Raw genomic sequence first — 26,062 nt, 5'->3', positions numbered from 1 at the left:
GCCCCCCCCCCCCCGGAGACGCGTCAGGGCCCTCGCCATCCTCGTGGCAAATCGCAGCGCAGTAGGAAAGGCAAATGGTCCCTCGCCCGGGCTGGGCGATCAGACTTCGATCAGCCGGTCCGGCAATTCGTTCTGGTCGTCCTCGGCGCGCGGGAAATGCTCGGACAGGACCTTGCCTACGTCGCGCACACCGGCTGCGAGACCTTCCGCAATGCGGCCCTCTTTGATCTCCGCCAGCATGTCCGCCATCGCTTCGCCCCAGACCTCTGCCGGGACCTTTTCGGCGATCGGCTGGTCGGCGACAATCTCGGCGCGGTGCTCGCGCATCGAGAGATAGAGGAGCACGCCGGTGCGGCCGTGGGTGCGCCGTTCGGCGCCGACCTTGAAATGTTTGATTGCCCGCGCATGCACGCGCGCGGATTTCACCGGACTGGGGGTAAGGGCGAAACGCAACGGGTCCCAGCTCAGCAGCAGCCAGCCAAGTGCGAAGGCCAGCAGCCCTAGCGAAATGGTCATGGTAGCCAGCTCGCCCGTAGTCCACACATGCGTCCACCCGCCTACCAGCGAGTCCCATAAATCCATGAAGGGTTGCGGGACCATCGCAAACAGGCTCATCGCCGAAAAGGATAGGGCGACTGCCCAGACCAGCACGACATCGCCGTAGCCGTCGCTGCGGTCGGCCAACACGGTGACGATCTCGCCGCTCGTGGTCAGTTCGGCCTCGGCCACGGCGTCGGATACGATTGTGTGATCGGCTTGCGATAAATAGCCCATTACCACCCCCCCGAGGCGCCGCCGCCCCCGAAACTGCCACCCCCGCCGGAGAAGCCGCCAAAGCCGCCGCCTCCGCCGCCGAAACCGCCACCACCGCCGCCCCAGTCGTCGTCCGAGAGGCCACGGGCGATCGCCTTTCCGGCTTCCCACAGGATGATGTCGCCCACCGCGCCGCCAATACCGCTGCGGCGATAGCGCCGTCGACGTCCGCGGCCGAACATCGGCAGGATGAAGAAGAAAAAGATGAAGCCGAGCCAGATCAGCGCGCCAATGGGAAAGCCGCCGTCGCTCTCGCGCGCCTCGCTGCGTTCTTGCGCCAGGCGTGCGGCTTCCTCGGGCGGCAGTTCGAGCTGGGTGATGATCTGGTCCGCGCCCCAGGCGATACCGCCCGAATAATCGCCGTCGCGAAAGAAGGGCTTCATGCCCTCCACATATTCGAAGGCGAGCCCGTCTGGAATAATGCCTTCGAGCCCATAGCCGACCTCGATACGCATTTTCCGCTCGTTCGGTGCGACGATAAGCAATATGCCGTCATCGTTCTCGCTGTCGCCAAGCGCCCATTCACGGCCCAGTCGGTAGCCGTAATCGGAAATGTCGTATCCCTCGAGATCGGGAATTGTGGCGATCACGAACTGCCGCTGGCTACGTTCCTCGAACGCATCAAGCTTTTCCGTCAGCGCAGCCTCGGTGGCATCATCGATGATGTTTGCCGCGTCGACGACCGGCGCGCTGCCGCGTTCGGGGAAGGTCTGCGCGGCAGCGGGCAGGGCAAAGCCGCCGAGGAGGCCAAGCCCCGCCACTACCGGCAGGATTAAACGTGCAATCATGCGCATCGTCGCGCCGTTCAGTTCGCGGCGTCGCTATCCGAACGCATGTTGAGTTCGGGTGCGACTTCCGCGCCCTGCGTCACCGCCTCGTAGGGAACCATCGGTTCCGCGCCATGGATGATGTTCGCGCCGATCGTATCGGGGAAGGTGCGGATCGTGGTGTTATACTGGCGGACCGCTTCGTTGTAATCGCGAATTGCAACACGGATGCGGTTCTCCTGCCCTTCGATCTGCGTCATGAAGCGGCCGAAATTTTCCTGGCTGCGCAGTTCGGGATAGGCTTCGACATTGGCCATCAGGCGCGAGAGCGCACCGCCGAATGTGTTCTGCGCTTCCTGATACTGCGCCATTTTGTCCGCATCTCCGAGATCGTCGCCATCGAGCTGGATTTCGGGGCGTGTGGCTGATGCGCGGGCCTGAATTACCGATTGGAGCGTCTCACGTTCCTGCTCGGCCGAACTCATTACGATCTGTTCGAGATTGGGGACGAGATTGGCCCGTTCTTGGAACGCGGCTTCGACGTCTGCCCATTTGGCCTTGGCGGCTTCCTCGGCAGCCGGGACCGAATTGATCCCGCAGGCTGACAGCGCAAGTGCCGCGGCAGCGACGATGGAGGTGCGAAATGCAGCCAGGCGGTTCATGAACGTTCCTTCTAATTGGTCAATGTGTCTTGCTTAGATAGCACACCTTGGCGGGCAATCAAGATTAACGCGTTCTTGTGACGGGAATGCGGCCATGGCAGGAATGAGGCCGATCACAAGGGTTAGGGGACTGTCCACGTGTTTAAAGAATTCAAGAAATTTATTGCCAAGGGCAATGTGATGGATCTCGCGGTCGCGGTGATTATCGGCGCGGCCTTCGGAGCGATCGTCAAGTCGCTGACCGACGAGATCATCATGCCGGTGGTCGGAGCGATCTTCGGAGGAGCGGATTTCAGCCGCTATTTCATCCTCCTGAGCGTACCTGAAGGTTATCAAGGGGCGATGGATGATTACGCCGCTTTGCAGGAAGCCGGCGCTGCGATGATCGGCTATGGAAGCTTCATCACCGCAGTCATCAACTTCCTTATCCTGGCGTTCATCGTCTTCCTGCTGGTACGTTATGCCAAGAAGGTAATGGCCGAGTTCGAGGAAGAGAAGCCAGCCGCACCTTCCGGCCCAACCGAACTCGATCTGCTCAAGGAAATTCGCGACGAATTGCGTGCCGCGCGGCCCGATTACGCGCCCGAAAAAGGCCCTATGGGATAGAGTGGGGCTCGATACAAGCGGGCTTGTGCAGCGCCGTTTCGCGACCACGGACCATCTACGCAAGCCCGCTCACTTCACATTAAGCCTCGAATCGCTATATGGGATCTGCCGGTTTCGACCGGATATGGCGATAAATGGCGCTGTGTAATAGGTACAACGGACCCGGGGGCAGTACCCGGCGGCTCCACCATAACCCGCTGTTAAAGGGCGGTTTTTGACGGGGCCGAACTAGGATCGACGTGTGCTGAAAGACAGTGTTTTCGCCCGGGCTGAGTACCCCGTAAAACTGTTCAAAACACACAAGTGCCAATGACAATGAAGCACTCGCTCTTGCTGCGTAATCTGACGGCCTAACGGCCTGATCTTACAAAGCTAAAGCGCGGTCGGACCCACCGGGCAACAGAAGCGGATTCCGGGGGCCTGGGGAGCCTAGCAACAGAATCCCCACCGCATTCCCATATAGGTGTAACCATGCTGGCCTTCGGGCCGAATGCGGCTTTGTTATACACACAAGACACCTAGGGAAGCCCATATGAAACGCCTAATTGTTCTTGCAGCTACGCATATCGCCGCGCTTGGTCTTGGCTTCGGGCTCGGGGTCTATTCCCTCCCGATTCTGACGGCTGAAGATGCGCCCGACGTGGCGGTCCTCGAACAGGCGGCTAAAACCGCGTCCTACAGTGCCACGCTAAGCCGCGATTTGCGCGGTAGTGACAGCCTGCATTGGGGCGAGGGTAGGATCAGCCTGAGCCCGGAGACAATTTCGCACATCGGCGAGCTAGCGCCGGGGCCGGATTATAAGGTCTATCTGACCCGTGAATTCGTCGCGGACGAGGCCGAGTTCGAGGCGGCTCGTTCCGAGGCGGTCCGGATAGGCGAGGTAAGAAGCTATGATGGGTTCGTCTTGGATGTACCCGAGGGCATCAATATCGAGGATTTCACCACCGTCGTCGTGTGGTGTGAGAGTTTCGGTGAGTTTATTACAGCAGGGCAGTATCGCACTGCCGGTTAACCGCTATCCCAAGTCTGAAACAAAGCGCGGCAGGCTCCATCCGGATATCGATCCAGACGGGGCTCTGTCGGCACTGCACATCCCATTGCGAGGTAGAACGAACCGGCGTCGGGGTCGGCTTCGACGATCAGCTCGGTAGCGCCCATGCGACGCGCGGCAGATGCTGCCCATTCGAACCGCCTACGTCCTGCACCCAGCCCCATGGCATCGGGATCGACGAAGAGTTTTTCCAGAAGGCAGCCTGCGCCATCGCATTGGACCTGGGCGATGGCGATCACATGACCTGTACGTGTTGCAGCCACTACCTCGCTTTCGATGAGATTGGGGGTGCTTAGAGCAAGCTCGCTCTCGCATCGGCGGAGGAACTCCTCGTCCTAGCCCCAATAGGCCTTGGAACGCAGGCAAAGACTCGATGTCGCAGGGAGTTCGCTTTCCCTCAAAGCGTGCAGGATAAGCCCCCTTTTTGACCCAAAAAGGGGGGCATCGGTATTGCCGCGTCAGTCGGTACCGGCGTCTTGCAGTTCTGCCGCCTGGGCTTCGCGCTCATATCTGAGCGCATCGAGGATCTTGGCGCCGCCGAGGAAGACCGCGCCCGCCGTGGCTGCGAACAGCAGATAACCGCCGATGCCGGGATATTCGACTGTGTAATGCGCGCCGCGTGTCATCGCGCCCAGGGCGAGTGCGAAGATGATCAGATACGCCTCGAAACGCGTCTTGATCACGAATAGCCGTTTCACCCTGGTAAGCACGTGCGCGTCGATCTCCTGGTTAACGACCATACCAGCAAAGCCCGTGCCAGCGCAGGACTTCCGGGTGATTCGGTGGTTAATACAAGCGCCAGTGTAAGAATGCCCGACAAACCGGTCCAGCGCGTTAACTCTTGAAATGCTGGGTTAAGCGAGTTCGTCCAGCGATAGGACGGTGAGCAGGGCTTCGCGCGCCTCGATCACTGTTTTCGCCAAGCTTTCTGAACCGATGTCGGAGGGCTCGATTCGCTCGGGCCACATCTGGGCGATGACCGATTCGATTCGATCCGCCTTGGCATCGTCGAGCAGGAATCGCGCATCGACCGTGGCTGGATCGGCAACCACGCGCAGGCGCAGGCAGGCGGGGCCACCGCCATTGGCCATCGACTGGCGCACATCCACGGGAATAACCTGCCGGATCGGACCGTTCGAGGCGAGCATCTGCTCGCACCATGCCCATACGCTGGCGCTTTCCTGGCATTCGCTTGGCACGACCAGCGCCATGTCGCCGCTCGGTAGCGTCAGCAATTGAGCGTTGAAGAGGTAGGTCTTGATCGCCTCTTCGAGGCTGACGGCGCTCTCCGGCACCTCGACCAATTGCAGCTTGGGGAACGCTTCGCGAATCGCTCCATAGGCATCCTCGCGACGGGCAAAGGCGCGTTCATGCGCGAAAAGCACCGTCTCATTCGCCACGGCGACCACATCGTTGTGAAACGCGCCTGCTTCGATCGCCTCGGGGTTCTGCTCGACAAACACGCAGCGGCCGGGATCGAGCCCATGAAGTCGGGCGACCGCGCGACTTGCTTGTTCGTGCTGGCGCGCCGGGAAGCGTCCACCGGGCCTGCCATAGACGAAGACTTCGACGCCCGGCGCATCATGGCTTTCGCAAAAGCGCATGTGATTGGCTGCGCCCTCGTCGCCGAAACTGGGCGGCACGGCATCGTGCACGGCGAAGTGGCGTTCGTTGCCGAATGCGATCTTCAGTTGCGCCTGCGTGTCGCGCCATTCCTGCCCGCGGTGAAGCATGGTGACGAGGTTGGCCGGGGTCAGATGGCATCGCCCATCGGCGGTGTCGGGCGCCGGGCTGACGGTGGCTGCATTGGCAGTCCACATCGAACTGGCCGACCAGGCCGCCGCAAGCAGGGGGCGCTCTGTATCCTCGGCGACCGCGAGATCGCGAAGCAAGCCGTAGTTGGGACGCGGTAGCGGCAGCAGAAATCCCTGCACCAGGCCGCGTTCCATATTGCCGCGCATTTTGGCGATGCCTTGCAGCGCCGCGGCGCGCGGGTAGGACGCATCGCCTTTGTGGCTCGCACTGGCGATATTGCCGAGGCTGAGGCCCGCGTAATTGTGGCTTGGTCCGACGATCCCGTCGAAATTGATTTCGACCAGTCCGCTCATCGCGCAACGCTCCACACTTGGTCGCCTTCGCTCACTTCGAGCAGTTCGGCGCAGGCCGCATCAATGACGACCGAACCGTCATCCGCAATCTCGCGCATACCGTAGGCACTTCGGAAAGTACCCAGCGTGCCGGCGGCGATCAGTGCGCGCTCGCCGCTATCCAGATCGGTCGCAGAAACACGGCTCGGCGTCGATGCGGCAATACTCTTCACGTTGTCGGTACGCGCCGTCATAGTCGGGCCGCCATCGAAAATGTCGACATAACCTTCGGCGGCGAAGCCTTCGTTCTCGAGCATACGCATGGCAGCGCGACCGGAGGGGTGGGGCACGCCGATCACCTTTTTCGCCTCTTCGTCCAGCATGGCGACATAGACTGGATGCTTGGGCATCAGGTCGGCAATGAACTGGTTCCCGTTGATGGCGTTGAAATAGTCGGCTTCCTGGAAAGTCATGCCGAAAAACCGGCCTGCCACACCGTCCCAGAAGGGCGATCCGCCACGATCGTCGATCACCCCGCGCAGTTCCGCCAAAATCCGGTCGGCAAAGCGGTGGCGGTGCATCGCGATAAAGAGATAGCGGCTGCGCGCCAGCAGCAAGCCGAGCCCGCCGGCCCGCTCGCCCGGATGCAGGAACAGCCCGCCCACCTCGGAGGAGCCTTCCAGATCGGTGACGAGGCTCAGCAATTCGGCGCGTACCGTGCGATCGAGTTCCTGGCTTTGCTGGGTCAGAGTGGTGAGGCGATAGCTGTAGAATGGCCATTGCTGGCCGACCTGGCTGAACAATTGACAGGTTCCGCGCACCTGACCCGTGTCGGTGTTTTCCAGAACGAGAGTGAAAATGTCGTCGCCGAGCACGTCTTCGGTGCGCGAGAACGCCTCGTCCGCGCGCTCGAGCTTTCTGGTGAGCGCCGCGCGATCAGCCGGAAGGTTGGTGAAACCGCCGCCCGTCAGCTTGGCCATCTCATACAGGTGCTCGAGGTCGCTGATATGCGCAGCGCGCAGGCGAAAGGTCACAAATGGTCTCCGGTGGATAGCTTCGCCAGAACGAGCGCGGACAAAGCGGCGCGTTCCCGAAGCGAAGGTACGATCATGAATTCGTCGGGCGAGTGAATCGCCCCGCCGCGCACACCCATTGTGTCGACCACTGGCACGCCGGTAGCGGCGATATTGTTGCCGTCGCACACCCCGCCCGTGCTCTTCCAGCCGATCTGCTGACCGAGTTCGGCACCGCAGGCCTTGACCAGATCGAACAGGCGCTGGGCCTTTTCATCGACCGGCTTGGGCGGGCGGGTGACACCGCCATGACGGTGGATGCCGACCTGGTGTTCGGTTTCGATCAAGCGCAGGATCGAAGCCAGTTCGCCATCGAAGCGAGCCATCGCGTCGGTCGATTTAGGGCGAATGTTGAACCGCAAGATGGCCAGATCGGGCACGACATTGTTCGCGCTGCCGCCTTCGATCTTGGCCGGGTTCACGGTGATGTCCTCCGCCTCCAGCGCCTTGATCCGCAGCACCAGGTCGCTGGCAGCGACGATAGCGTTGCGCCCGTCATGCGGATTGCGGCCCGCATGGGCGGATTTGCCGGTGAAGGTGATCGAGTAATTGCCCGTCCCGCCGCGCGCATGGGCAAGCGTGCCATCGGGCAGGGCGCTGGGCTCGTAGGTCAGAGCGGCATATTTCCCGCGTGCGAGCTCCTCGATCAGTCCGCGGCTCGCGAGGCTGCCGGTTTCCTCGTCCGAATTGATCATCACATCGTAACCGACGCGCTCTGCCCCCTCGATTGTTTCGAAAGTCATGAGCGCGTGCAGGATGACGTTGAGGCCGCCCTTCATATCGGCAGTGCCGGGGCCGTTGATCGTGTCGTCGTCGAGCCAGGTGGTTTCCTGAAACGGATGATCGACGGGGAAGACGGTGTCCATGTGGCCGGTCAGCACGAAGCGGCGTTCGGCCTCCGGTCGCACACGCAAAACCATGTGCCTGCCATGCGGCTTTTCGAATTCGTGGCCTTCACTCGATATCGCGGTGACCGTGGCCGGGTCGACCAGTTCGACATTGCCCGGCAACGTGCTGAAGGCATCGGCGAGCACGCCCGCCATCCGGTCGAGCCCTTCGATGTTGGCGGTCCCGGTATTGATCGCTGCCCATTCCTGAACCTGACGCAGCATGGTATCTGCGTCGATAGTATCGATGAGGGCCTGTGGGGCAGTGCCTGGTTTCATGTGTAACGTCCTTAATCGTGTGCAGAAGCAAGTCCACCCCGCACCTTGCATTGATCAACCGGTGGCGGCATAGACCGTGCCGCTCCTCCCCGGGTTCGACATTGCCAGCCTTACATCTGCCTGAGGAGTTCCATGACCCAATACGTTACGCGCGCCGGGATCGAAGCCGACCCGCAGCTTGCCGAGTTCATCGAAACCGAAGTGCTTGGCCCGCTTGGCCGCGATGTCGATGAATTCTGGCAGGGCCTTGCGCAATTGCTCGGCAGTTTCGCCCCGCGCAATCGTGCGCTTTTGGCAAAACGCGAGGATTTGCAGGCCAAAATCGATGCGTGGCATACGGAGCGCGCGGGCAAGTCGCACGACGCGGAAGACTATCGCGCTTTCTTGACCGATATCGGCTATCTCGTCCCCGAACCGGGCGATTTCACCATCGGGACCGAGAATGTCGATCCCGAAATCGCCACCATGGCCGGGCCGCAGCTCGTGGTGCCGATTCTCAACGCACGCTTCCTGCTCAACGCCGCCAATGCGCGCTGGGGCAGTCTGTATGACGCGCTCTATGGGACCGATGCGCTCGACGCGCCGCCCGCGCGCCCCGGCGGCTATGACGAGGATCGCGGCGCGGCGGTGATCGCCGAAGGGCGCGAGCTGCTCGACGAAATCGTGCCGCTGGCATCGGGCAGCTGGAGCGAGCTCGACAGTCTGGAAAACGCGACCCTCGCCGACCCTTCGCAACAGGTCGGCACAACCGACAAAGGGCCGCTTTTCCGGCATAACGGCCTGCATATCGAACTCGTCGTCGATCCCGATAGCCAGGTCGGCAAGACCGATCGGCTGGGCCTGGCCGACATCAATTTCGAAGCCGCGCTGACGACCATTGCCGATTGCGAGGATTCGGTCGCGGCAGTCGATGCCGAGGACAAGCTGCTCGCCTACACCAACTGGTTGGGCGTTATCCGCGGCGATCTGGAAGAAAGCTTCGACAAGGGCGGCAAGACGCTGACGCGCAAGCTGGCAGGCGACAAGAGCTACACCGATGCCGATGGCACGCAGCACACACTGCCCGGCCGCAGCCTGATGTTCGTGCGCAATGTCGGCCATTTGATGACCAATCCGGCGATGCGCTGGGACGGGGCGGACATTCCCGAAGGCATTCTCGATGCGGTCGTCACCAGCGCCATCGGCGCGCAGGACGTTGCGGGGCTGGGGAAGCACGGCAATTCGCGCTGCGGCTCGATCTATATCGTGAAGCCCAAAATGCACGGGCCGGAGGAATGCGCCTTCACCAACGATCTGTTCGACGCGGTCGAGGACCTGCTCGGCCTGCCGCGCCACACGATCAAGGTTGGCGTTATGGACGAAGAACGCCGCACTTCGGCCAATCTCGCCGCCTGTATCCATGCGGTGAGGGACCGGATCGTCTTCATCAACACCGGCTTCCTCGACCGGACGGGTGACGAGATTCACACCTCGATGCGCGCCGGGCCGATGATGCGCAAGGGCGAGATGAAGAACTCCGCCTGGCTCAAGGCGTATGAGGCGCGCAATGTTGGCATCGGCCTCGCGCACGGCCTTTCGGGCCGGGCGCAGATCGGCAAGGGCATGTGGGCCGCGCCCGATCTGATGGGCCAGATGATGATCGAGAAGATCGGCCATCTGCGCGCCGGCGCCAATACGGCATGGGTTCCCAGCCCGACCGCCGCGACGCTGCATGCGATCCATTATCACCGCGAAGACGTGTTCGAGATCCAGAAGGGTCTGGGCGATGCCGCAAAGCTGGACGAGCTGCTCGCCATTCCGCTGGCCGATGGGGTGAACTGGTCCGAAGAGGAAATCCGTGAGGAGCTGAACAATAATTGCCAGGGTCTGCTCGGCTACGTCGTGCGCTGGGTCGACCAGGGTGTGGGCTGTTCCAAGGTCCCGGACATCAACGATGTCGGCCTGATGGAAGACCGCGCGACATTGCGCATCTCCAGCCAGCATATCGCCAACTGGCTGCTGCACGGCGTGATCTCGGAAGAGCAGGTGATGGAGAGCCTGCGCCGCATGGCCGCCAAGGTGGACCAGCAGAATGCGGGCGACCCGTCCTACGAGCCGCTGCTGGAAAACGAAGACGGCGCGGCGTTCAACGCGGCGAAGGACCTCATCTTCAAGGGCGTCGAACAGCCGAGCGGCTATACCGAACCGCTGCTGCACGCCTGGAGGCTCAGAAAGAAGGCGAGCGCTTGATGCACTGGGCGGCCTGATGCAGACTATCTCCCGGAAGTGGGAAGGGAGGAACGGTGTCATGCAGGCCGCCAACAATGTCGCAGCATCCGTGGAACAGGTCGCGAATGATCTCACCATCGGGGATCTTGGCCGTGCGCTTAGAGCGGGGCTGGCGGATTTCCTCGCCAGGCCGCTATTCGGCTTGTTTTTCGCGTCGATCTATGTGGCGGCCGGTCTGTTCCTGTTCGTGGCCTTGATGCGCTGGGGCGAGCCGATGTGGTTCGTCCCGGCGGTGGCCGGATTTCCGCTGATCGCGCCGTTCACCGCAGTCGGATTATACGAGGTCAGCCGCCGCCGCGAGGCGGGTTTGCCGATTGGCTGGGGCGCCGTACTCGGGGCTCTGCGCGGCAGGGGTGACGAACAGCTCATCATGATGGGTGGCATCGTGTTCGTCGCGTTCAGTTTCTGGATGATCATCGCGCATGGAATTTTCGCGATTTTCCTCGCCGAATCCGGTGTTGGATCGGAATCGCTGGCCGCCTTTGCCACGCCCGAGGGGATGGCAATGCTGGCGGTCGGTACGCTGGTCGGCGCAATCCTGGCTCTGGCCTTCTATGCGGTGACGGTTGTCAGCCTGCCGATGCTGGTGGATCGTGAAGTCGATTTCCTCACTGCCATCATCGCGAGCCTTGCGGCGTTCAGGGCGAATATGGTCTTGCTATGTGTCTGGGCAGCGGTGATCGCTGCGTCGCTGCTGGTGGCGATGCTGCCCGCTTTTCTGGGCCTTCTCATCGTTCTGCCCGTTTTCGGCCATGCGACCTGGCACCTATACCGGCGCATCGTCGGCCAGGTCGGCTAAACGGAGAGGATTCTCGCCAGCTCAACGAATTCCGTCACCGAGACAGTCTCGGCGCGCCTTTGCGGGTCGATCCCGACCTTTGCCAGCGCCTCGACCGCGCCGGAAACGCCTTTGAGGCTTTGGCGCAACATTTTCCGGCGCTGGCCAAATGCGGCTTCGGTCAGCCGTTCCAGTATCCGCGCCGAAACGCCTTCGGGCATCGCGCCGGGTTCGACATGGACAATTGCGCTCATGACTTTGGGCGGCGGGGTGAAGGCGCTGCGATGGACTTTCATCGCCAGCTTCGCGTCACTGCGCCATTGTGCCAATACCGCCAACCGACCGTAGATCGAGCCGCCGGGCCGGGCGACAATCCGCTGGGCAACCTCCTGCTGAAACATCAGCGTGAGGCTGGTCCAGAGGGGCGGCCAACGCTCTCCACCGAGCCAGCGGACGAACAGCGCTGTTCCGACATTGTATGGCAGGTTGGAGAGCACGGCGAAGGGCTCGCCGCCCATCAGCTCGGCATGATCGAGCCTGAGCGCATCGCCTTCGATCACGCGTAGCTGCCCCGGAAACGCCTCGCCCAACTCGGCCAGAGCCGGGAGACAGCGCTTGTCCATCTCGATCGCGGTAACCCTCGCACCGCTGCGCAGCAGGGCGCGGGTCAGGCCTCCGGGTCCAGGGCCGACTTCGAGCACCTGCTTGCCTGAAAGATCGCCCGGAATGGCGGCGATCCGGTCCAGCAATTGTTCGTCGAACAGGAAGTTCTGGCCCAGCGCCTTGGACGCGCTGAGCCCGTGACGGGCAATCACTTCGCGTAAGGGGGGCAGATCAGCCATGGCTGGCACGCCGCGTCGCCATGTCGCCTGCCAGTTTCAGCGCGGCGATCATGGCACCGGGGTGAGCAAGCGACTTGCCCGCGATGTCGAAGGCCGTGCCGTGGTCGGGGCTGGTTCGCACGATGGGCAGGCCGAGCGTAACGTTCACGCCCTCGTCGAAATCGAGAGCTTTCAGGGGTACCAGCGCCTGATCGTGGTACATCGCCAGTGCCACATCGTAAGTCTGGCGGGCACGCGGCGTGAAAAGGGCGTCTGCCGGATGCGGGCCGGTTATGCGCAGCCCCTCGGCGGATAGCGCCTCGATCGCCGGTTCGATAATGCGCGCTTCCTCGTCACCGAAACGCCCCCCTTCGCCTGCATGAGGATTCAATCCGCAGACGGCAAGACGCGGGGAGGTAATGCCCAAATCGCGTGCCAATGCCTGGGCCACGATGCGCGCCCGGTGCTCGATCAGGCTCTGCGTCAACCGCGTGGGCACGTCGGCAAGCGCGCAGTGGACGGTCAGCGGTACGGCGCGCAGGCTTGGTCCCGCGAGCATCATGACTGCATCCTCGCGCTCCAGCCCGCACACATCCGCAAGAAATTCGGTCTGGCCGGGATATTCGAAACCGACGCGGGCTAGCTGGGCCTTAGCTATCGGTGCAGTCACCACTGCCGAGGCTGTCCCCAGCAAAGCATGCCGGGTTGCCTCTGCGAGCGAATGCATCGCCAGCGCGGCGCCTTGATCGTCCGGATTGCCGGGTATCGCATCGCAATCTTCCTGCCCCAGGACCGGCAGGGCATTTTCGAAGACGCGTGCCGCTTGCGAGGGCGCCTCGATGCGTTGAATTTCGACAGCTAGACCGCGCGCCCCTGCCGCTTCGGCAAGAACGCCCGCTCCCCCCAGCACGAAGAAGGGCGCAAGCGCCATGTCGTGGCGCCGCGCCCAGCTTTCGGCGATGATCTCAGGCCCGATCCCCGCCGGATCGCCAAGCGAGACGGCGAGGGCAGCCATGTCCTTCGTCAATTATACTCGATGTAAGCGTCGTTGCGCAGATCGCGGAGATACCGCTGAGCGCGCTTTTCGACACGCTCGTTCTCGAGCTGACCCATCAGCTGGTCGAAGTCCGGGCCTTCCGCGACCTGAGGGTCGTCGCGGCCACATAGCATCAGAACCCTCACGCCTTCTTCGAACGAACCGAAGGGCGGAGTGGACTGGCCGACCTGAAGCTGCAGGAGAATATTCTGCAATTGATCGGGCAGGGAACGCACGCGGATCTGGTCGTTGGTGACCACGGTGGCACCCAATGCCGAGGCGGCATTTTCGGCATCGCCGCAGCCACGGATCGCCTGCACACCTTCGGTAAAGCGGGCAACTCGCTGCTGCGCGGTTGCCTCCGAAGTGCCGGGATCGAAAGTGATCTGGATTTGTTTCAGGCTGAGTACGGCATCGCGAGGATCTGCCATCAGCACCTGCCGCTTGTCGATCAGGTAGAGGATGGAAAAACCACCCGGAATACGGATCGGCCCGACGAGCTGGCCGGGGTTCATTTCGCGGGCGACGGCTTCCAGTTCCGCGTTCTTGAGCTGCGCGAGCTGGATCCAGCCCAGATCGCCACCGACCGCCGCGGTCGAGGCTTCGGAAAACTGGCGCGCATAGGCAACGAAGCTGCCGCCTTGGCGCAACTGTTCGACGATCTTGTTGGCGTTGGCCTCGACCGCTGCTTGCGTTTCCGGGGTGGCCGAGAGGTAAATTTCACCGAGCCGATATTCTTCGGTGCCGCGCGAAGCTTCGAGCCGTTCGATAAGCTCGTTCACCTCCTCGGCCGAGACGTTGATGAAGGGCGAGACGTTCCGGCGCAGAAGGTTGTTCCATGCCATTTCGCCTTTGATCTGGCGCTTCAGCGATTCGGGCGAGGAGCCGATCGAACGAAGATATTCGTCCATCGCCCGGGGGTTCTGTTCGAAGTTCTGCGCCGCGACGCGGTTGTACGTCTGGTCGACTTCAGCTTGGGGAAGCTCCATTTCCTGTGCTTCGGCAGCCTGGATCTGCAGGGTCTCGTCGATGAGATTGCGTAGCACCTGCATGCGGATACGGATCATTTCCTCATCGCTCACTGGGCGCTGGTTCGCCGCTAGAAGCAAGGCGACGCGGTGATTGACGTCGGTTTCCGTAATGACGAAACCGTTAACCAGTGCCGTTGCCACGCGGCGATTGGGGTCGGTCTCACCCAACATGCTGAGATCGCTTGGAAGGCCGAGTAAATCGCCCTGTGCCGTGGCCTGCTGGGCTTGACCGACAATGGGCGTAGCGGCGAGGCCAGCGGCTGCAGCGACGGAGAGCAGTCGGGAAAACATTTTTGCAGTCACGTGTCGAACCTGTTTTGCGGCATCGTCTCGATGCCCGATTATGCCGCCTGTCATGCAGCGGCGCGGCTTAACCAAAGCTGATAGTTGCGCGCCGGATAGCGTGTTTGGCGCAAGGTGCCAATAAGCGCGGGCTAGCGGAATCCCAGATTTCTCAAGCTGAAATAGAACTGGAAGGTATCCCCGCGCTGGGCATCGCCCGAGGTGATATAGTCACGGCGCCAGGTCGCGCCCAGCTCGAGGCAATCATCGCGATAGGCGACGCCCAGACGAGTACGGATGGGGTCGAACCCGTCCGAAGACAACATCGGGTCTTCTTCGCGGTCGGTCAGGTTGAACACTCCCGAGCCGAAAACCGACCAGTAATTGGCGAAAGCTATGCGCACGGCACCGCGCAATTCCTCGCGGTCCTGTAGATCCTCTACCTGCGTGATATTCCGGTTGAGCCGGACATAGCCAAGTTCGGCGTAGGTCTTGCTGGACCCGACCGCCGCGTCGATTTCGTTGCGGCGGATGGCCAGGCTGTCCTTGTCCAGTCTGAAGCGGTGGGTAAATTTGAGAAAGTCGCGATACCGGACTTCGGTACGGCCCACGAAATCGGAGAATTTTTCCGAGAGGCCGGTTCCGACGGGCAGGATGTCGCGATCGCTGTCGAGCCGGTAGGATTGCCCGACCGTTGTCTTGAGCTCCCAGTCGGGGATACGCAGCGACCAATCCAGGCCATAGGTAATCCGCGCCCCGTCTTCCACCCGATCGTAGCCGGGGAAGCGATTGAGCGCGAACAGGTTCGAATCTTCCAGGTCGATCGCGCGGGCATCCTCGTTTGGAATGGCGAGGTTCTTGATCGGCGGGGTGGCCACCAACTGGACGCGCGGCGTGAATACCTGCGTGCCGCCGAAAGCCTCTCCGACGAAGGGCCATTGAACATCGAGAGCACCCAGAGCGACGCCGCGATATTCCCAGCCCGGATTGCCACGATAGCTGGCTGTCGTGGTCAGAAAGTTCTCATCCGAATGGTAGACGTCGCCGCGCAGCATGCCGGTCAGCGTAACCACCTGCCCCAGCCCGGTTATGCGGCGCAAATCCCACTGCGCGCGGGCAAAAGCGCGCTGAGTATCCTGCCCGATATCCCGAGAAATCGAGAGCGTATTGAGCTGAAGCTCGAGCTGCCCGCCGACTAGCGGAATGTCGGGCCGCCAGCGGGCGTCGAGCACGGGAAGGGCAATCGGCACTTCGCCCTGGGGTTGGTTGAGGCGCAGTGTCTGCGTCGCCCAGCCGGCGAGGGAAAAATAGGTGTTGCTGCCGATCCTCTCGAGCTCGAGGGTGGAGCGTAGCCGATCATCGCGGCTGATATCATAGCGGCGCAGGAACGTGCGGTCCGTCGTTCGGCGGATCGATCCGGTTAAGCTCCAGTCCGGGGAAAGCTGAAACTTGCCGTTGGCAAAGATGTAGCCGCGAAACTCTTCCTCGCTATTGGGCGCGCCCGTGAAGGTGGAAATGCGCTGCGAATGGGTGGCATAGCCGGTGATTTGATAGGCGCCCCTTTCCGTCAGATGCCGCCATTGCGCGGCGACCATCGGCGCGGCCTGGGTATAGACATGGGTGGTCAGTGTCAGGTCGCGATTATCCGCGAAGCGCAGGAAATAGCTGCCCGACACCTCCACCCCGTTGCTTTTGGAAAACCGCAGGTCGGGAACGAGTAGCCCCGACACGGCGCCGCCATCGGTCCGCACCGCCAGGCCGGGAAGGGGGAGGATTCGCGCGCCGAACAATTCCAGAAACGCGCCCGTAAACTTGATTCTCTGGCTTTGCGGATCGTAAACCACCCGTTCTGCCGTGATCCGCCAGCTCGGATCTTTCGGACAGCCTTGCGGCGTGACGACGGAACAGCCGCTATAGGCGGCTTCCTGCAAGGCAATCGTGCCGTCGCTCTCCCGCATCCCACGGAGGGCCGCGAGGCGCCCGCCTTGCCGCAGGGCAAGCAGAAGGTTCTCCATCGCGCCGGCTTCGAACTCATCGGTCAGCTCTACGCGCTCGGAAAAGAGCTGGTTGCCGTTCTCGTCAACGAAGCGCACCCGGCCGGATGCCACGATCACGCCGGTTTGCTGGTTCCAGCTCACCGTATCGGCCCGCAGCGAACGATCGCCGCTGCGCAGGACCACATTGCCGCTGGCGGTCACATTGTCGCTGTCCGCACTGTATTCGAGGATATCCGCCTCGAAATCGATCTCGCGATTGCCATCTGTGTCGATCCCTTCCTCGCCGGTCGCAACGGGGGGCGGGTCGAGGTCGGCATTGGGATCGGGGACCGTTAGGAGATCGTCCACGTCGCCCTGGGGATCGAGGGCCGGTTGGTCGGGTTGTGGATCCCCCGGTTCATCTTGCGGGTCGACCACCGTCCCGACGTCGTCGGCGGCGGACTGCGCGGCCAGTGGCGCAGCCAGGGCGAGAGCGACCCCGCTGGCGATCCAGGTCACGGGCCTGACGGCCTCCCGGCTGGCTGGCAATGCTATCTCTGCAGGCGGGAGCATGGCTTGCCTATCGCACCGGCCACGCCTAATCGCAATCGCCATCCTCGATGGGCGGCCGTGGACCCCGCCGCCCCGACCAGATATTGTTTCCGGAGATTCCATGAAGATTCAGTTCAGCCAGTCCCGTCCGCAGGTTGCGCGCCTTGTTGCTCAAGTCACGGATAAGGGCAAGATCCCCGCCGGTCTCGATAGGGCGATGACCGAAGGCATGGAAGCCGCGCGCTTCAAAGGCAATGCCGGACAAATCTTCGACGGTTTCGTCGAGCGCGACGGGCAGGTTTTGCGTGTGGCCATCGCCGGAGCGGGCGACAAGAACGACGAAGCGCGCCTGGCCAACCTGGAAAAGGCCGGGGCTGCGCTCGCCGCCAAGTATCAGTCGAGCGGGAACGAGGAGCTTGTACTCGACCTGTCGGACAGCGGATTGTCGGGCGAGGAGGCGGCGTGCGTGCTGCTCGGTCTGCGTCTGCGCAACTGGCGCTATGACGTCTATCGTACGAAGATGAAGGACGATCAGAAGGTCACGCTGGCTTCGGTTCACGTTGTCGGCGCGCCCGAGGAGGCCGAGGCAGCGTGGGACGACATGGCCCATGTCGCGACGGGCGTGGAATTCACGCGCCAGCTCATTACGGAGCCCGCCAATATTCTCTATCCCGAAAGCTTCGTGGAACGCTGCCAGGATCGGTTCGAAGGGACCGGGGCCGAACTGATCGTGCTCGACGAAGCGGACATGGAAAAGCTGGGCATGGGATCGCTGCTCGGCGTGGGCCTTGGTTCGGAACGTGAATCGCGGATTCTGGCGATCCGCTGGAATGGCGGAAAGCCTGGCGACGCACCGACCGCGCTCGTCGGCAAGGGTGTCACTTTCGATACCGGCGGCATTTCGATCAAGCCCGGGCCGGGCATGGAAGATATGAAGTGGGACATGGGGGGCGCAGGCGCGGTCGCCGGGGCCATGCTGACACTGGTTTCGCGCAAGGCCCAGGCCAATGTCGTGGGCGTGATGGGGCTGGTCGAAAACATGCCCGATGGCAAGGCGCAGCGCCCGGGCGACGTGGTCACGTCGATGAGCGGTCAGACCATCGAGGTGCTCAATACCGATGCCGAAGGCCGTCTGGTGCTGGCCGACGCACTGCACTGGACGCAGAAAGAGTTCCAGCCCGAGCGCATCCTCGATTTTGCGACGCTCACGGGTGCGATGATCATTGCGCTCGGCAACGAGTTTGCCGGCGTGTTCTCGAACGATGACAAGCTGGCCAAGGATTTGCACGAGGCGGGCGAGGTCACCGGTGACCGCAACTGGCGGATGCCGATCGGGCCAGCCTACGACAAGCTCATCAACTCGCCCATCGCGGACATGAAGAACATTGGCGGCAAGGCGGCCGGATCGATCACGGCGGCACAATTCCTGCAGCGTTTCATCGAGAACGATACCCCTTGGGCGCATGTCGATGTGGCAGGCATGGTCTGGTCGGACAAGCCGGGCCGTACCTGGGGCAAGGGTGCGACAGGCTATGGCGTGCGCCTCGTCGACCGCTTCGTTCGCGACACGCTGGAGGGCTGACGACGGACGGTGGTCAAGGGCACGGGCAAGATGCGCAGGAAGGGCGATCTGCCCTCGAAGGCCTGTCTTGCCTGCAGCCTCGAGTTCACCTGGCGCAAGAAATGGGAACGCGACTGGGACGAGGTGAAATACTGTTCCGAGCGGTGCCGGAGGAATAGGCCTTCCCCGATTGGCGGAGCGGTAGGATGAGCAAGTGTCCCCAAGTAGCAAGGCGATAGGGCAGCCAGAATGACCACCCGCGTCGATTTCTACCAGCTCAGCCGCGATCCGGTCGATGTCACAGTCGCCAAGCTCGCGCGCAAAGTGTTGCAGGCGGGCGAGCGGCTGGTTGTGGTCAGCGAGGACGAAGCGCAGCGGCAGCACCTTTCCAGGGTTCTTTGGCAGCAAGGCGGCGCGACTTTTCTTGCCAACGGCCTGGCAGGCGGCCCGCACGATGCGCGCCAGCCGATCTTGCTCTCTGAAAGCTGCACCGCGCCCAACGATGCGCGTATGCTGCTAATTGCCGATGGCGTCTGGCGCGATGAGGCCCTCGGCTTCGAGCGAGTCCTTCTGTTGTTCGATGCGGCCCGACGCGATGCGGCTGCCGAGCTCTGGCGCCGCTTCGCGAAGGAGAACGCCATCGACAACCGCATCAACAAGCAGGATCAGAACGGCGCCTGGCGCGAAGGGGCCTGACGGAACCACTCCGCGTCTCGTGGGTCGATGGAACATGAAACGTTCTGTCCGCACCGCGCGCCTTGCCACCTATGCAATTGCGACCCTTTCGCTCGCCGGGTGCGGGACTGAGAACCGTGGTGGTGAAAACCCCACCGCTGCCGAGGAGGAGACTGCTGCGCGCGGTTCCTACGATATCGACGCCGCGACCGGGGAAACCCGCGCTCGCTACACCGACGATGACGGCACGACCACCACCATGCGTTCGGGCGAGAGCGTGCCGGTCGCGCTGCCCGCCGGCTTTGCGGTTTATCCTGGTGCGAGGATCGTCAACAACACCCGCGTCGAGCAGGCCGGCGGGCTGCTGGTTCTGCTCGACCTGGAAAGCGAAGCTCCACTCGAGGACATGGTCTCCTATTACCGCAAGCAGGCAGAAGCCGCAGGGGTGGACGTCGCCACCTCGATCCAGAGCGGCCCGATGACCATGATCGGGGGCGAGGCGGGCGATGGCACCAGCTTTTCCTTCACCGCGACCCGCGAAGGCGAGGTTACCACGGCGCAGCTTTCGATCGGTCGTGGTCTAGAATGATTCTTGCCCGCGCGCGCGCGCGGCGCTAGGGGCGCGCGCGAGAACCCTCTCCCCCGTACAGAACGCAAGGAATTCACCATGGCGGTTACCCGCACCTTTTCGATCATCAAGCCCGATGCCACCCGCCGTAACCTGACCGGTGCGGTTACCAAGATGCTCGAAGACGCCGGCCTGCGCGTTGTCGCGTCGAAGCGCATCCAGATGACCCGCGAACAGGCCGAAGGCTTCTACGCTGTCCACAAGGAACGCCCCTTCTTCGGTGAACTGGTCGATTTCATGATCTCCGGCCCGGTCGTGGTGCAGGTGCTCGAAGGCGAAGACGCCGTGAAGCGCAACCGTGACGTGATGGGCGCGACCAACCCGGCCGATGCCGATGAAGGCACCATCCGCAAGACCTATGCCGAATCGATCGAAGCGAACTCGGTCCACGGTTCGGACAGCGAGGAAAACGCCAAGATCGAGATCGACTTCTTCTTCAACGAAGACGAAATCGTCGGCTAGGCCAACCGCGGCCCGTTAAGGCGGGCTTCGCAATAGACCATATGCTGGGGGGGCGATCTGGGTTAGGATCGTCCCCGCTGTGTTGAAGAGAATCGTCCCTGCCCTGCGCTGCAAGCACCGGCGAATTGCGACGACTCGTGCCTTTGTCGATGCGATGAATGCGCGCAACCATGCCGATGCGCTGCCCTTGATGGCGGACCACATGGCTTTCGTCGACATTAGCGGCACGAAGATAACGGGGCGAGACGAGATACTCGCTGTCGATGACGCGTTTCGCGATGCCAACGACAACGCTCAGGTGCGCATCCGGACAATCGATGCGCATGACGATGCGGTGCTGGTTCGCGGATATCTCGAAAGCGACATGGCCGAAGTCGCCGGGGACACCATGTGGCGGGTAGATTTCGATGGCCCTGTTATTTCCGCGATCACTGTCACACGGGCCGACAATGGAATGACGCTGCCGAAATTTGCCGCGATGATGCAGGCTTAGGCTTTCGCGCGGTTCTGGCTTAACCCAAACCGGGTAATATCGGTTCGGTGGCGATGATGATGGCCCGCCGCGGCAATATGCTGTTCGCGGACCATGGCGAGCAGCGCCTCGCGGGACAACTCAATCCCCCATTCCGCGTAGGTGCGGGCTATCTCGGCCTGCCAGTCATGGCCCAATGCATCGAAATCGACATGAACCACGCCATCCGTTTCCGGGGTGAGCTGGGCCTGGAGGCGTTCATCGCGCAACACCAGCTTGCGACGCCATTCCGTCCGGATCGCGGAAAGATCGGCGTGATCGCTTTGGAAGGCCATCTGGCTCGAAACGAGCGAGACCGAACTGTCGAGAACGTCTTCATGGTCGCGGTGCGTGACGACGAATCTCGCATTGGGAAATTGCGCTCTCAGGTTCGGCAGGTCTTCGGAAAATTGCGGGCATTTGAGGACGCGCGGTCGGTGCGCATTGCCCATTGTCGACGCATCGGTGCGAAGGATTCGCGAAAATTCGACGTAGATGGGCCGGGCATCGCGCGCTTCGTTCCAAGCGGTGAAAGACGGGATGCGCCATTGCGTTTCGAATGTGGCGGGGGAGAGCGCGCCCGCAAGCCAGCCGATTTCCTCGTCTATTCGTGTCGCACCGAAGGGGTGAATGGTTTCGAGCCACGGATTGATGCGCCGCGCAAGGATCAGGGCGGCCCGTGCCTTGAGCGGGCGCAGGTCGGGTGTCGCGGGGACGGGATCGTGGCTGTTGCAAAAGCGTGTGCCCGCATGCCGTGGATCGGCGGCCAGAAGCCGATGCAGGCGGGTCGTGCCCGCGCGCATCTGACCGATCACGATGATCGGAGGGGCGATATCGGCGCGCGCGAGGCCGGGTTCGTCGCGCCATAACCGGCCCAGCGCATGTCGTTTGCGGATCGCCGAGGTCAATTGGCCATAAGCCATGGTGTGACCTAGCGCGTTGAGCTGCGCCTCGTCGCGCAGGCTCGCACAAAGCCGATCAAGCCGTTCGCGGAAATCGTCCACCTCGGCGTCGCTTCTGATCGAACGCTCATCCTCGGTATCGAACCCCCGGCTGCCGACTTGCCATAGATAGTCGGGGTCCAGCGGCGGTTTTGGCGTGACGCCCTTGTCCCACAAGGCCTGTACGGCGCGATCCGCCCATTGGGCCGCTTTCGCGCGTGCCAGGGGATGAGGGCGGGGCGGGGCGGCCATGACCGTCTAGAACGTGTCCGCCGCGTCGAGCAGTTTGGTCACGCTTTTGGGTGCCATCAGGCGCCAGCTCCGTTCGAGCCATTCGGCCACATCGTCCCAATCGACATCGGGGCGGTTGAGGATCACGCCGATCCAGCCACTCGCTCCGTAATAGGCAGGCCGGTGATAGGTTTGCGGCTGGGTTTCGACGAGGTTTTCGAGTTCGTCCTGGCTCGAGCATTTCACCAGCAGACAGATATGCGGCGTACCGTGATGCCGGTCGGAGAAATAGGCGAAGAATTTGCCCGACTTCTCGGCTCCCACACGGAATCCCGGCGCGCCGTGGCTCTCCCGCTCATATGTCCGGGGCAGGGCGAGCGCGCATTCGCGCACGCGTTCCAGCAGGTATTCCGGGTCGTTCCCGCGCGAGACGTAGTCCGAGAGCACTCGGGAATATAGCTGATGTTCGGCCACCCGGACACGGTTGGCGAGCTTTTCTGCCGTGTCGTTCGGCCAGATCGCGACCTCGACTTGGCCCAATGCCTCGCCCGCATCGAGTTCCTCGGTGACCAGATGGACGGTTGCGCCTGCATGAGTGTCGCCCGCCTGGATTGCGCGAGCGTGGGTGTCGAGCCCGGGGTATTTCGGAAGGAGAGAGGGATGGATGTTGAGCATCCGCCCTTCCCAGCGCCCAACGAATTCCGGCGTTAGGATGCGCATGTAACCGGCCAGCACGATATATTGGGCCTCGGCATCGAGCACGGCCCGCTCCATAGCCGCATCATGTTCCGCGCGGGCGATGCCTCTGTGCGAGAGGGAAAAGGTCGCGACACCCTCTGCCTCGGCCAGTGTCAGGGCTTCCGCTTCGGGGTCATTGGCGGCGACGAGCACGATTTTATAGGCGGAGCCGGGCAGGCGGCTGGCGTAGAGCAGGGCTGCCATGTTCGTTCCCTTGCCGGATACGAAGATGGCGACCTTGGCCTTATCGGGGCCTGGATCAGGCAATGTGGGTCGCCGTCCAGCCTTCGCGTGCAGCCCAGGTTCCGGCAGAACCGCGTACGGTGCAGCCCTTGTCCCCTTCGGCGATCCGGCCGATTGCCAGCACTGTTTCGCCTGCCTCCTCAAGGCGGCTGCGCACGATTTCGGCATTCGCCGGATCGACGGCGAGCACCATGCCGACACCGCAATTGAACGTGCGCGCCATTTCACCCGGTTCGATATTTCCCTGGGCCTGCAAGAAGGCCATCAGACCGGGTTGCTCCCACCCGTCGGCATCGACTTCGGCATGCGCGCCTTCGGGCAGAACGCGTGGGATATTTTCCAGCAGACCGCCGCCCGTGATATGCGCCAGCGCGTCGATCAGCCCGTCGCGCACGACAGGCAGCAGGCTCTTCACGTAGATTCGGGTAGGCTCGATCAGCGCATCGATCAGCAGGCGATCACGGTCGAACAGCGCTGGTCGGTCGAGTTTCCAGAACTTGTCCGCCGCCAGCTTGCGGACCAGCGAATAGCCGTTCGAATGGACCCCCGAACTGGCAAGGCCGAGGAGGATATGGCCCGGTGCGACACGCTCGCCGGTCAATTGCTCGCCGCGTTCGACCGCGCCGACGCAGAAGCCGGCGAGGTCGTAATCCCCTTCGGCGTACATACCGGGCATTTCCGCGGTCTCGCCGCCGATGAGCGCGCATCCGGCCTTGGTGCAGCCTTCGGCAATGCCCGCGATCACGCGCTCGGCAACGCCGTTTTCAAGCTTGCCGGTGGCAAAATAGTCGAGGAAGAACAGCGGCTCCGCACCCTGGACGATGAGATCGTTGACGCACATGGCGACGAGATCGATCCCGACAGTATCGTGTTTGTCGCTGTCGATGGCGAGCTTGAGCTTGGTGCCCACACCATCATTGCCTGCGACCAGCAGCGGGTCCTTGTAGCCCGCGGCCTTGGGATCGAAAAAGCCCCCGAAACCGCCGATTTCGCCGTCAGCACCGGGGCGCATCGTCGCTTTCACCAGAGGGCTGATCGCCTTGACGAGCGCATTGCCCGCTTCGATCGAGACACCGGCCTGCTCATAGGTGTAGGATGGCGTATTGCTGCTCGGTTGGTCGCTCATCCTTTCCGCCTTACGCATTCGCGCTTGGATTTCCAGTTGCCTTTCGGCAAAAGGCGGCCTGTTTTCCCCATGAGCCACGCTATTTCCATCCATCCAGCCTTTCGCCGCCCCGCCGTTTTGGCGCTGATACTCGCCCTGCTCGCGATGCTGGGCGTGGCTGTCCTGGCCCAGGTCGGGGGAGAGCGCGGGATCGCGCCGGTTGCCTCCACCAGCGATATACAGGTTTCGGGCATAGAGGTGGACGTGCGCGCGGATAGCGGGAGCGAGGCGCGCGCGCAGGCATGGGAAGAGGCGCAGCGCAAAGCCTGGGAGAAACTGGATGGACCACAACTGAGCGATTCGCAGATAGAAGGTCTTGTTTCCGCCATCGTGATCGAGCGCGAACGGCTTGGGCCGAAGCGCTATATCGCCACGCTCGGGGTCGTGTTCGATCGCCAGCGCGCCTCGCGCTATCTCGGTTCGGAAGGCGAAGCCCAGCGGTCGGCCCCGATGCTGCTGCTTCCGGTCACGGTCTCGGCCGGCACCCAGATGGTCTATGAACGGCGCAACCCCTGGCAGCGTGCCTGGGCCGAATATCAGGCGGGGCAAAGCCGGATCGATTACGTAAGGCCAACGGGGGCTGGGGGCGATTCGCTTCTTCTCACCTACGGTCAGACCGGGCGCCGCAGCCGGACCTGGTGGCGCAATGCGCTCGACCAGTTCGGTGCAGCGGATGTGCTCATACCTATCGCCAAGCTGCGCTACACTTATCCCGGCGGCCCGATCGAAGGGACGTTCACTGCGCGCTTCGGCCCCGACAACACATTTCTCGACGAATTCGATATGACCGCCGCGTCGCCTGCCGAACTGCCGGTCATGCTCGAACGTGCGGTCGTCCGGTTCGATCGCATTTTCGAACTTGCCCTCGCGGATGGCAAACTTCGACCCGACCCCACGCTCAATATCGGCACGCCCGAGCTCGACCCGGCGCTTCAGCGACTGCTCGAGCTGGGCCGCGCGCTGCGCGCGCAGGAACAGGCTGCCGCCGCCGCTTCGGAACCGACCGCCGAAAGCGGGGATGCCATCACTGCGGCGCCGGTCCGCACGCCGCCTCCCGAAGGTTCGGTCGCACTCTATACCGTCCAGGTCGCTACGCCCGATGCCGCTGCCTTCGATGGCGCGGTCAGCGCGGTGAGGGGGACGCCCGGCGTTCGCAGCACCGGCATCCGCAGCACGGCGATCGGCGGGACTTCGGTAATGACGGTGAGCTATTCGGGGTCGATCGGGCAATTGGCCGAAGCCCTGCGCGCGCGCGGTTTCACCGTGAATCAGGGCAGCAACGCGCTTGCCATCAGCCGCTGAGACGCGAGAGCGGTGGCCTCGCAAATCGCTCTCCCGCTGAGTCCCGCCGGTTCGGGGGAGCCCGCGAGTATAGTCATCGGATCGAGCAACCGCGCGGTTGCCGAAGCGCTTGGCGCACCGGAGAACTGGCCGTTTCGTACCGCGATCCTCCATGGCCCTCCGCGATCGGGCAAATCGCTGTTCGCGCGCTGGTTCGCCGGACATCATCCCGACGCGGTGATGGATGATGTTGTCACGTTCGACGAGACAGAGATCTTCCATCGCTGGAACCGCGCGCAGGAAAGCGGGCTTCCGCTGCTGCTGGTGGCAGGCGGGGAACGGTGGGACATTACGCTTCCCGATCTGCGCAGCCGGATGGGCGCGGCCTTGCAACTGCGGATCGGCCCACCCGATGACGCATTGGCTGCGGATCTGATGCTCTCCCATGCGGCCCAGCGGGGTCTCGCATTGGGCGAGGGCGCACCCGCCTATCTCGTCCCGCGGATGGAGCGCAGCTACGCCGCGATAGAGAAAATCGTCGCCGAAATCGACCGGCTCAGCCTTGAACGGCAGGTTCCGGCAACCCTATCTATCTGGCGGGACGCGCTGGAGGCGGTCCAGGGGCCGGATCAGGGCCGCTTGCTTTAATCGCCCCCA

Annotated in this window: 27 protein-coding genes and 1 other RNA gene; 13 read left to right on the top strand and 15 right to left on the bottom strand. The window is 62.8% G+C overall.

From position 1 onward, the window contains the following. Window positions 1-99: 99 nt before the first annotated feature. The 3 genes from DVR09_RS12790 to DVR09_RS12780 are packed head-to-tail and all read right to left on the bottom strand — an operon-like array spanning window position 100 to window position 2,242. Entirely contained in the window at window positions 100-774 is a 675-nt protein-coding gene (locus DVR09_RS12790; protein ID WP_115417257.1) for a TPM domain-containing protein, read from the bottom strand. Beyond that, entirely contained in the window at window positions 774-1,607 is an 834-nt protein-coding gene (locus tag DVR09_RS12785) for a TPM domain-containing protein (protein WP_174223750.1), read from the bottom strand. Before DVR09_RS12785 ends, DVR09_RS12790 begins: the two co-directional genes overlap by 1 nt. A gap of 11 nt (window positions 1,608-1,618) precedes the next feature. Then, window positions 1,619-2,242 (bottom strand): LemA family protein, encoded by a 624-nt coding sequence (locus DVR09_RS12780; RefSeq protein ID WP_115417255.1) that lies wholly within the window; start codon window positions 2,240-2,242, stop codon window positions 1,619-1,621. A gap of 138 nt (window positions 2,243-2,380) precedes the next feature. On the opposite strand from DVR09_RS12780, the gene mscL reads away from it, so the two are divergent. The 3 genes from mscL to DVR09_RS12765 all read left to right on the top strand — a co-directional run bounded on the left by mscL (window position 2,381) and on the right by DVR09_RS12765 (window position 3,860). Continuing rightward, entirely contained in the window at window positions 2,381-2,848 is a 468-nt protein-coding gene (gene mscL, locus DVR09_RS12775) for a large conductance mechanosensitive channel protein MscL (RefSeq protein ID WP_115417254.1), read from the top strand. 69 nt (window positions 2,849-2,917) lie between these two features. Further along, window positions 2,918-3,262: a transfer-messenger RNA gene (ssrA, locus tag DVR09_RS12770) on the top strand. Between the two features lie 118 nt (window positions 3,263-3,380). Then, window positions 3,381-3,860, top strand: a complete 480-nt coding sequence (locus tag DVR09_RS12765; RefSeq protein WP_115417253.1) for a DM13 domain-containing protein — start codon at window positions 3,381-3,383, stop codon at window positions 3,858-3,860. On the opposite strand, the gene DVR09_RS12760 is transcribed toward DVR09_RS12765, so the two are convergent. The 5 genes from DVR09_RS12760 to DVR09_RS12740 all read right to left on the bottom strand — a co-directional run bounded on the left by DVR09_RS12760 (window position 3,857) and on the right by DVR09_RS12740 (window position 8,225). After that, window positions 3,857-4,162: a GNAT family N-acetyltransferase gene (locus DVR09_RS12760; protein WP_162814968.1), complete on the bottom strand. Its 306-nt coding sequence runs from the start codon at window positions 4,160-4,162 to the stop codon at window positions 3,857-3,859. The two genes, DVR09_RS12765 and DVR09_RS12760, sit on opposite strands and share 4 nt — an antisense overlap. Before the next feature lie 195 nt (window positions 4,163-4,357). Continuing rightward, window positions 4,358-4,639: a hypothetical protein gene (locus tag DVR09_RS12755; RefSeq protein ID WP_417319463.1), complete on the bottom strand. Its 282-nt coding sequence runs from the start codon at window positions 4,637-4,639 to the stop codon at window positions 4,358-4,360. Between the two features lie 114 nt (window positions 4,640-4,753). Next, window positions 4,754-6,007, bottom strand: a complete 1,254-nt coding sequence (locus tag DVR09_RS12750) for an N-succinylarginine dihydrolase (protein WP_115417250.1) — start codon at window positions 6,005-6,007, stop codon at window positions 4,754-4,756. Then, window positions 6,004-7,020, bottom strand: coding sequence for an arginine N-succinyltransferase (locus DVR09_RS12745; RefSeq protein WP_115417248.1), 1,017 nt, complete (start codon window positions 7,018-7,020; stop codon window positions 6,004-6,006). Before DVR09_RS12745 ends, DVR09_RS12750 begins: the two co-directional genes overlap by 4 nt. Next, window positions 7,017-8,225, bottom strand: a complete 1,209-nt coding sequence (locus tag DVR09_RS12740; protein ID WP_115417246.1) for a hydrolase — start codon at window positions 8,223-8,225, stop codon at window positions 7,017-7,019. The genes DVR09_RS12745 and DVR09_RS12740 overlap by 4 nt, the downstream gene beginning before the upstream one ends. Before the next feature lie 132 nt (window positions 8,226-8,357). On the opposite strand from DVR09_RS12740, the gene DVR09_RS12735 reads away from it, so the two are divergent. After that, window positions 8,358-10,454, top strand: coding sequence for a malate synthase G (locus DVR09_RS12735; RefSeq protein WP_115417245.1), 2,097 nt, complete (start codon window positions 8,358-8,360; stop codon window positions 10,452-10,454). 58 nt (window positions 10,455-10,512) lie between these two features. Beyond that, on the top strand, window positions 10,513-11,292 hold the full coding sequence (locus DVR09_RS12730) for a DUF2189 domain-containing protein (RefSeq protein ID WP_115417244.1): 780 nt from the start codon (window positions 10,513-10,515) through the stop codon (window positions 11,290-11,292). Here DVR09_RS12730 and rsmA read toward each other — a convergent pair. From rsmA to DVR09_RS12710, 4 genes are all read right to left on the bottom strand, one after another. Next, entirely contained in the window at window positions 11,289-12,113 is an 825-nt protein-coding gene (rsmA, locus tag DVR09_RS12725; protein WP_115417243.1) for a 16S rRNA (adenine(1518)-N(6)/adenine(1519)-N(6))-dimethyltransferase RsmA, read from the bottom strand. The two genes, DVR09_RS12730 and rsmA, sit on opposite strands and share 4 nt — an antisense overlap. Continuing rightward, window positions 12,106-13,107 (bottom strand): 4-hydroxythreonine-4-phosphate dehydrogenase PdxA, encoded by a 1,002-nt coding sequence (gene pdxA, locus DVR09_RS12720; RefSeq protein WP_115417242.1) that lies wholly within the window; start codon window positions 13,105-13,107, stop codon window positions 12,106-12,108. The genes rsmA and pdxA overlap by 8 nt, the downstream gene beginning before the upstream one ends. Window positions 13,108-13,115: 8 nt before the next feature. Beyond that, a complete protein-coding gene (locus DVR09_RS12715; protein WP_115417240.1) occupies window positions 13,116-14,450 on the bottom strand; it encodes a peptidylprolyl isomerase in 1,335 nt (444 codons plus the stop codon). 143 nt (window positions 14,451-14,593) lie between these two features. Beyond that, window positions 14,594-16,990 carry an LPS-assembly protein LptD gene (locus DVR09_RS12710; protein WP_115417239.1) on the bottom strand — a complete coding sequence of 799 codons (2,397 nt, stop codon included), beginning with the start codon at window positions 16,988-16,990 and terminating at the stop codon, window positions 14,594-14,596. A 100-nt stretch (window positions 16,991-17,090) separates the two neighbouring features. On the opposite strand from DVR09_RS12710, the gene DVR09_RS12705 reads away from it, so the two are divergent. The 6 genes from DVR09_RS12705 (at window position 17,091) to DVR09_RS12680 (ending at window position 20,788) form a co-directional block, all read left to right on the top strand. Beyond that, a complete protein-coding gene (locus tag DVR09_RS12705; protein WP_115417237.1) occupies window positions 17,091-18,551 on the top strand; it encodes a leucyl aminopeptidase in 1,461 nt (486 codons plus the stop codon). A 30-nt stretch (window positions 18,552-18,581) separates the two neighbouring features. Continuing rightward, on the top strand, window positions 18,582-18,740 hold the full coding sequence (locus DVR09_RS12700) for a DUF2256 domain-containing protein (protein WP_115417958.1): 159 nt from the start codon (window positions 18,582-18,584) through the stop codon (window positions 18,738-18,740). 39 nt (window positions 18,741-18,779) lie between these two features. Further along, a complete protein-coding gene (locus DVR09_RS12695; protein ID WP_115417235.1) occupies window positions 18,780-19,226 on the top strand; it encodes a DNA polymerase III subunit chi in 447 nt (148 codons plus the stop codon). A 34-nt stretch (window positions 19,227-19,260) separates the two neighbouring features. Continuing rightward, window positions 19,261-19,794 (top strand): hypothetical protein, encoded by a 534-nt coding sequence (locus DVR09_RS12690; RefSeq protein ID WP_115417233.1) that lies wholly within the window; start codon window positions 19,261-19,263, stop codon window positions 19,792-19,794. A gap of 78 nt (window positions 19,795-19,872) precedes the next feature. After that, the gene (gene ndk, locus DVR09_RS12685; RefSeq protein ID WP_115417232.1) at window positions 19,873-20,295 is read left to right on the top strand and encodes a nucleoside-diphosphate kinase; all 423 of its coding nucleotides are present in this window, start codon (window positions 19,873-19,875) and stop codon (window positions 20,293-20,295) included. Between the two features lie 79 nt (window positions 20,296-20,374). Beyond that, window positions 20,375-20,788 (top strand): nuclear transport factor 2 family protein, encoded by a 414-nt coding sequence (locus DVR09_RS12680; RefSeq protein ID WP_162814967.1) that lies wholly within the window; start codon window positions 20,375-20,377, stop codon window positions 20,786-20,788. Here the strand turns inward: DVR09_RS12680 and DVR09_RS12675 are convergent. Genes DVR09_RS12675 through purM form a run of 3 tightly spaced genes read right to left on the bottom strand, consistent with a single transcriptional unit; the run spans window position 20,785 to window position 24,085 of the window. Then, the gene (locus DVR09_RS12675; protein ID WP_115417229.1) at window positions 20,785-21,999 is read right to left on the bottom strand and encodes a sulfotransferase; all 1,215 of its coding nucleotides are present in this window, start codon (window positions 21,997-21,999) and stop codon (window positions 20,785-20,787) included. The two genes, DVR09_RS12680 and DVR09_RS12675, sit on opposite strands and share 4 nt — an antisense overlap. 6 nt (window positions 22,000-22,005) lie before the next feature. Then, entirely contained in the window at window positions 22,006-22,920 is a 915-nt protein-coding gene (purN, locus tag DVR09_RS12670) for a phosphoribosylglycinamide formyltransferase (RefSeq protein WP_234041618.1), read from the bottom strand. Window positions 22,921-22,975: 55 nt separating this feature from the next. Then, window positions 22,976-24,085 (bottom strand): phosphoribosylformylglycinamidine cyclo-ligase, encoded by a 1,110-nt coding sequence (purM, locus tag DVR09_RS12665; protein WP_115417957.1) that lies wholly within the window; start codon window positions 24,083-24,085, stop codon window positions 22,976-22,978. A gap of 69 nt (window positions 24,086-24,154) precedes the next feature. Between purM and DVR09_RS12660 the strand changes: the two genes are divergently transcribed. Next, entirely contained in the window at window positions 24,155-25,426 is a 1,272-nt protein-coding gene (locus DVR09_RS12660) for a heavy-metal-associated domain-containing protein (RefSeq protein WP_115417227.1), read from the top strand. A gap of 12 nt (window positions 25,427-25,438) precedes the next feature. Then, window positions 25,439-26,053 (top strand): HdaA/DnaA family protein, encoded by a 615-nt coding sequence (locus tag DVR09_RS12655; protein ID WP_115417226.1) that lies wholly within the window; start codon window positions 25,439-25,441, stop codon window positions 26,051-26,053. The last annotated feature ends 9 nt before the right edge of the window (window positions 26,054-26,062 follow it).

This window comes from Erythrobacter aureus (assembly GCF_003355455.1).
Lineage (GTDB): Bacteria > Pseudomonadota > Alphaproteobacteria > Sphingomonadales > Sphingomonadaceae > Qipengyuania > Qipengyuania aurea.
Note: the sequence above shows the minus strand (reverse complement) of the source record. Positions and strands in the feature narration are given on the sequence as shown.

Excerpts from the sequence above, each read along its gene's own strand:
- DVR09_RS12785 (WP_174223750.1), bottom strand. The coding sequence starts at position 1,607 with ATGCGCATGATTGCACGTTTAATCCTGCCGGTAGTGGCGGGGCTTGGC.
- DVR09_RS12660 (WP_115417227.1), top strand. The coding sequence starts at position 24,155 with ATGAGCCACGCTATTTCCATCCATCCAGCCTTTCGCCGCCCCGCCGTT.
- DVR09_RS12790 (WP_115417257.1), bottom strand. The coding sequence starts at position 774 with ATGGGCTATTTATCGCAAGCCGATCACACAATCGTATCCGACGCCGTG.
- DVR09_RS12735 (WP_115417245.1), top strand. The coding sequence starts at position 8,358 with ATGACCCAATACGTTACGCGCGCCGGGATCGAAGCCGACCCGCAGCTT.
- DVR09_RS12750 (WP_115417250.1), bottom strand. The coding sequence starts at position 6,007 with ATGAGCGGACTGGTCGAAATCAATTTCGACGGGATCGTCGGACCAAGC.
- pdxA (WP_115417242.1), bottom strand. The coding sequence starts at position 13,107 with ATGGCTGCCCTCGCCGTCTCGCTTGGCGATCCGGCGGGGATCGGGCCT.
- purN (WP_234041618.1), bottom strand. The coding sequence starts at position 22,920 with ATGGCAGCCCTGCTCTACGCCAGCCGCCTGCCCGGCTCCGCCTATAAA.
- DVR09_RS12730 (WP_115417244.1), top strand. The coding sequence starts at position 10,513 with ATGCAGGCCGCCAACAATGTCGCAGCATCCGTGGAACAGGTCGCGAAT.
- purM (WP_115417957.1), bottom strand. The coding sequence starts at position 24,085 with ATGAGCGACCAACCGAGCAGCAATACGCCATCCTACACCTATGAGCAG.
- DVR09_RS12780 (WP_115417255.1), bottom strand. The coding sequence starts at position 2,242 with ATGAACCGCCTGGCTGCATTTCGCACCTCCATCGTCGCTGCCGCGGCA.
- DVR09_RS12695 (WP_115417235.1), top strand. The coding sequence starts at position 18,780 with ATGACCACCCGCGTCGATTTCTACCAGCTCAGCCGCGATCCGGTCGAT.
- DVR09_RS12710 (WP_115417239.1), bottom strand. The coding sequence starts at position 16,990 with ATGCTCCCGCCTGCAGAGATAGCATTGCCAGCCAGCCGGGAGGCCGTC.
- DVR09_RS12700 (WP_115417958.1), top strand. The coding sequence starts at position 18,582 with ATGCGCAGGAAGGGCGATCTGCCCTCGAAGGCCTGTCTTGCCTGCAGC.
- DVR09_RS12755 (WP_417319463.1), bottom strand. The coding sequence starts at position 4,639 with ATGGTCGTTAACCAGGAGATCGACGCGCACGTGCTTACCAGGGTGAAA.
- DVR09_RS12705 (WP_115417237.1), top strand. The coding sequence starts at position 17,091 with ATGAAGATTCAGTTCAGCCAGTCCCGTCCGCAGGTTGCGCGCCTTGTT.
- DVR09_RS12690 (WP_115417233.1), top strand. The coding sequence starts at position 19,261 with ATGAAACGTTCTGTCCGCACCGCGCGCCTTGCCACCTATGCAATTGCG.
- DVR09_RS12715 (WP_115417240.1), bottom strand. The coding sequence starts at position 14,450 with ATGTTTTCCCGACTGCTCTCCGTCGCTGCAGCCGCTGGCCTCGCCGCT.
- rsmA (WP_115417243.1), bottom strand. The coding sequence starts at position 12,113 with ATGGCTGATCTGCCCCCCTTACGCGAAGTGATTGCCCGTCACGGGCTC.
- DVR09_RS12740 (WP_115417246.1), bottom strand. The coding sequence starts at position 8,225 with ATGAAACCAGGCACTGCCCCACAGGCCCTCATCGATACTATCGACGCA.
- ndk (WP_115417232.1), top strand. The coding sequence starts at position 19,873 with ATGGCGGTTACCCGCACCTTTTCGATCATCAAGCCCGATGCCACCCGC.
- DVR09_RS12765 (WP_115417253.1), top strand. The coding sequence starts at position 3,381 with ATGAAACGCCTAATTGTTCTTGCAGCTACGCATATCGCCGCGCTTGGT.
- DVR09_RS12675 (WP_115417229.1), bottom strand. The coding sequence starts at position 21,999 with ATGGCCGCCCCGCCCCGCCCTCATCCCCTGGCACGCGCGAAAGCGGCC.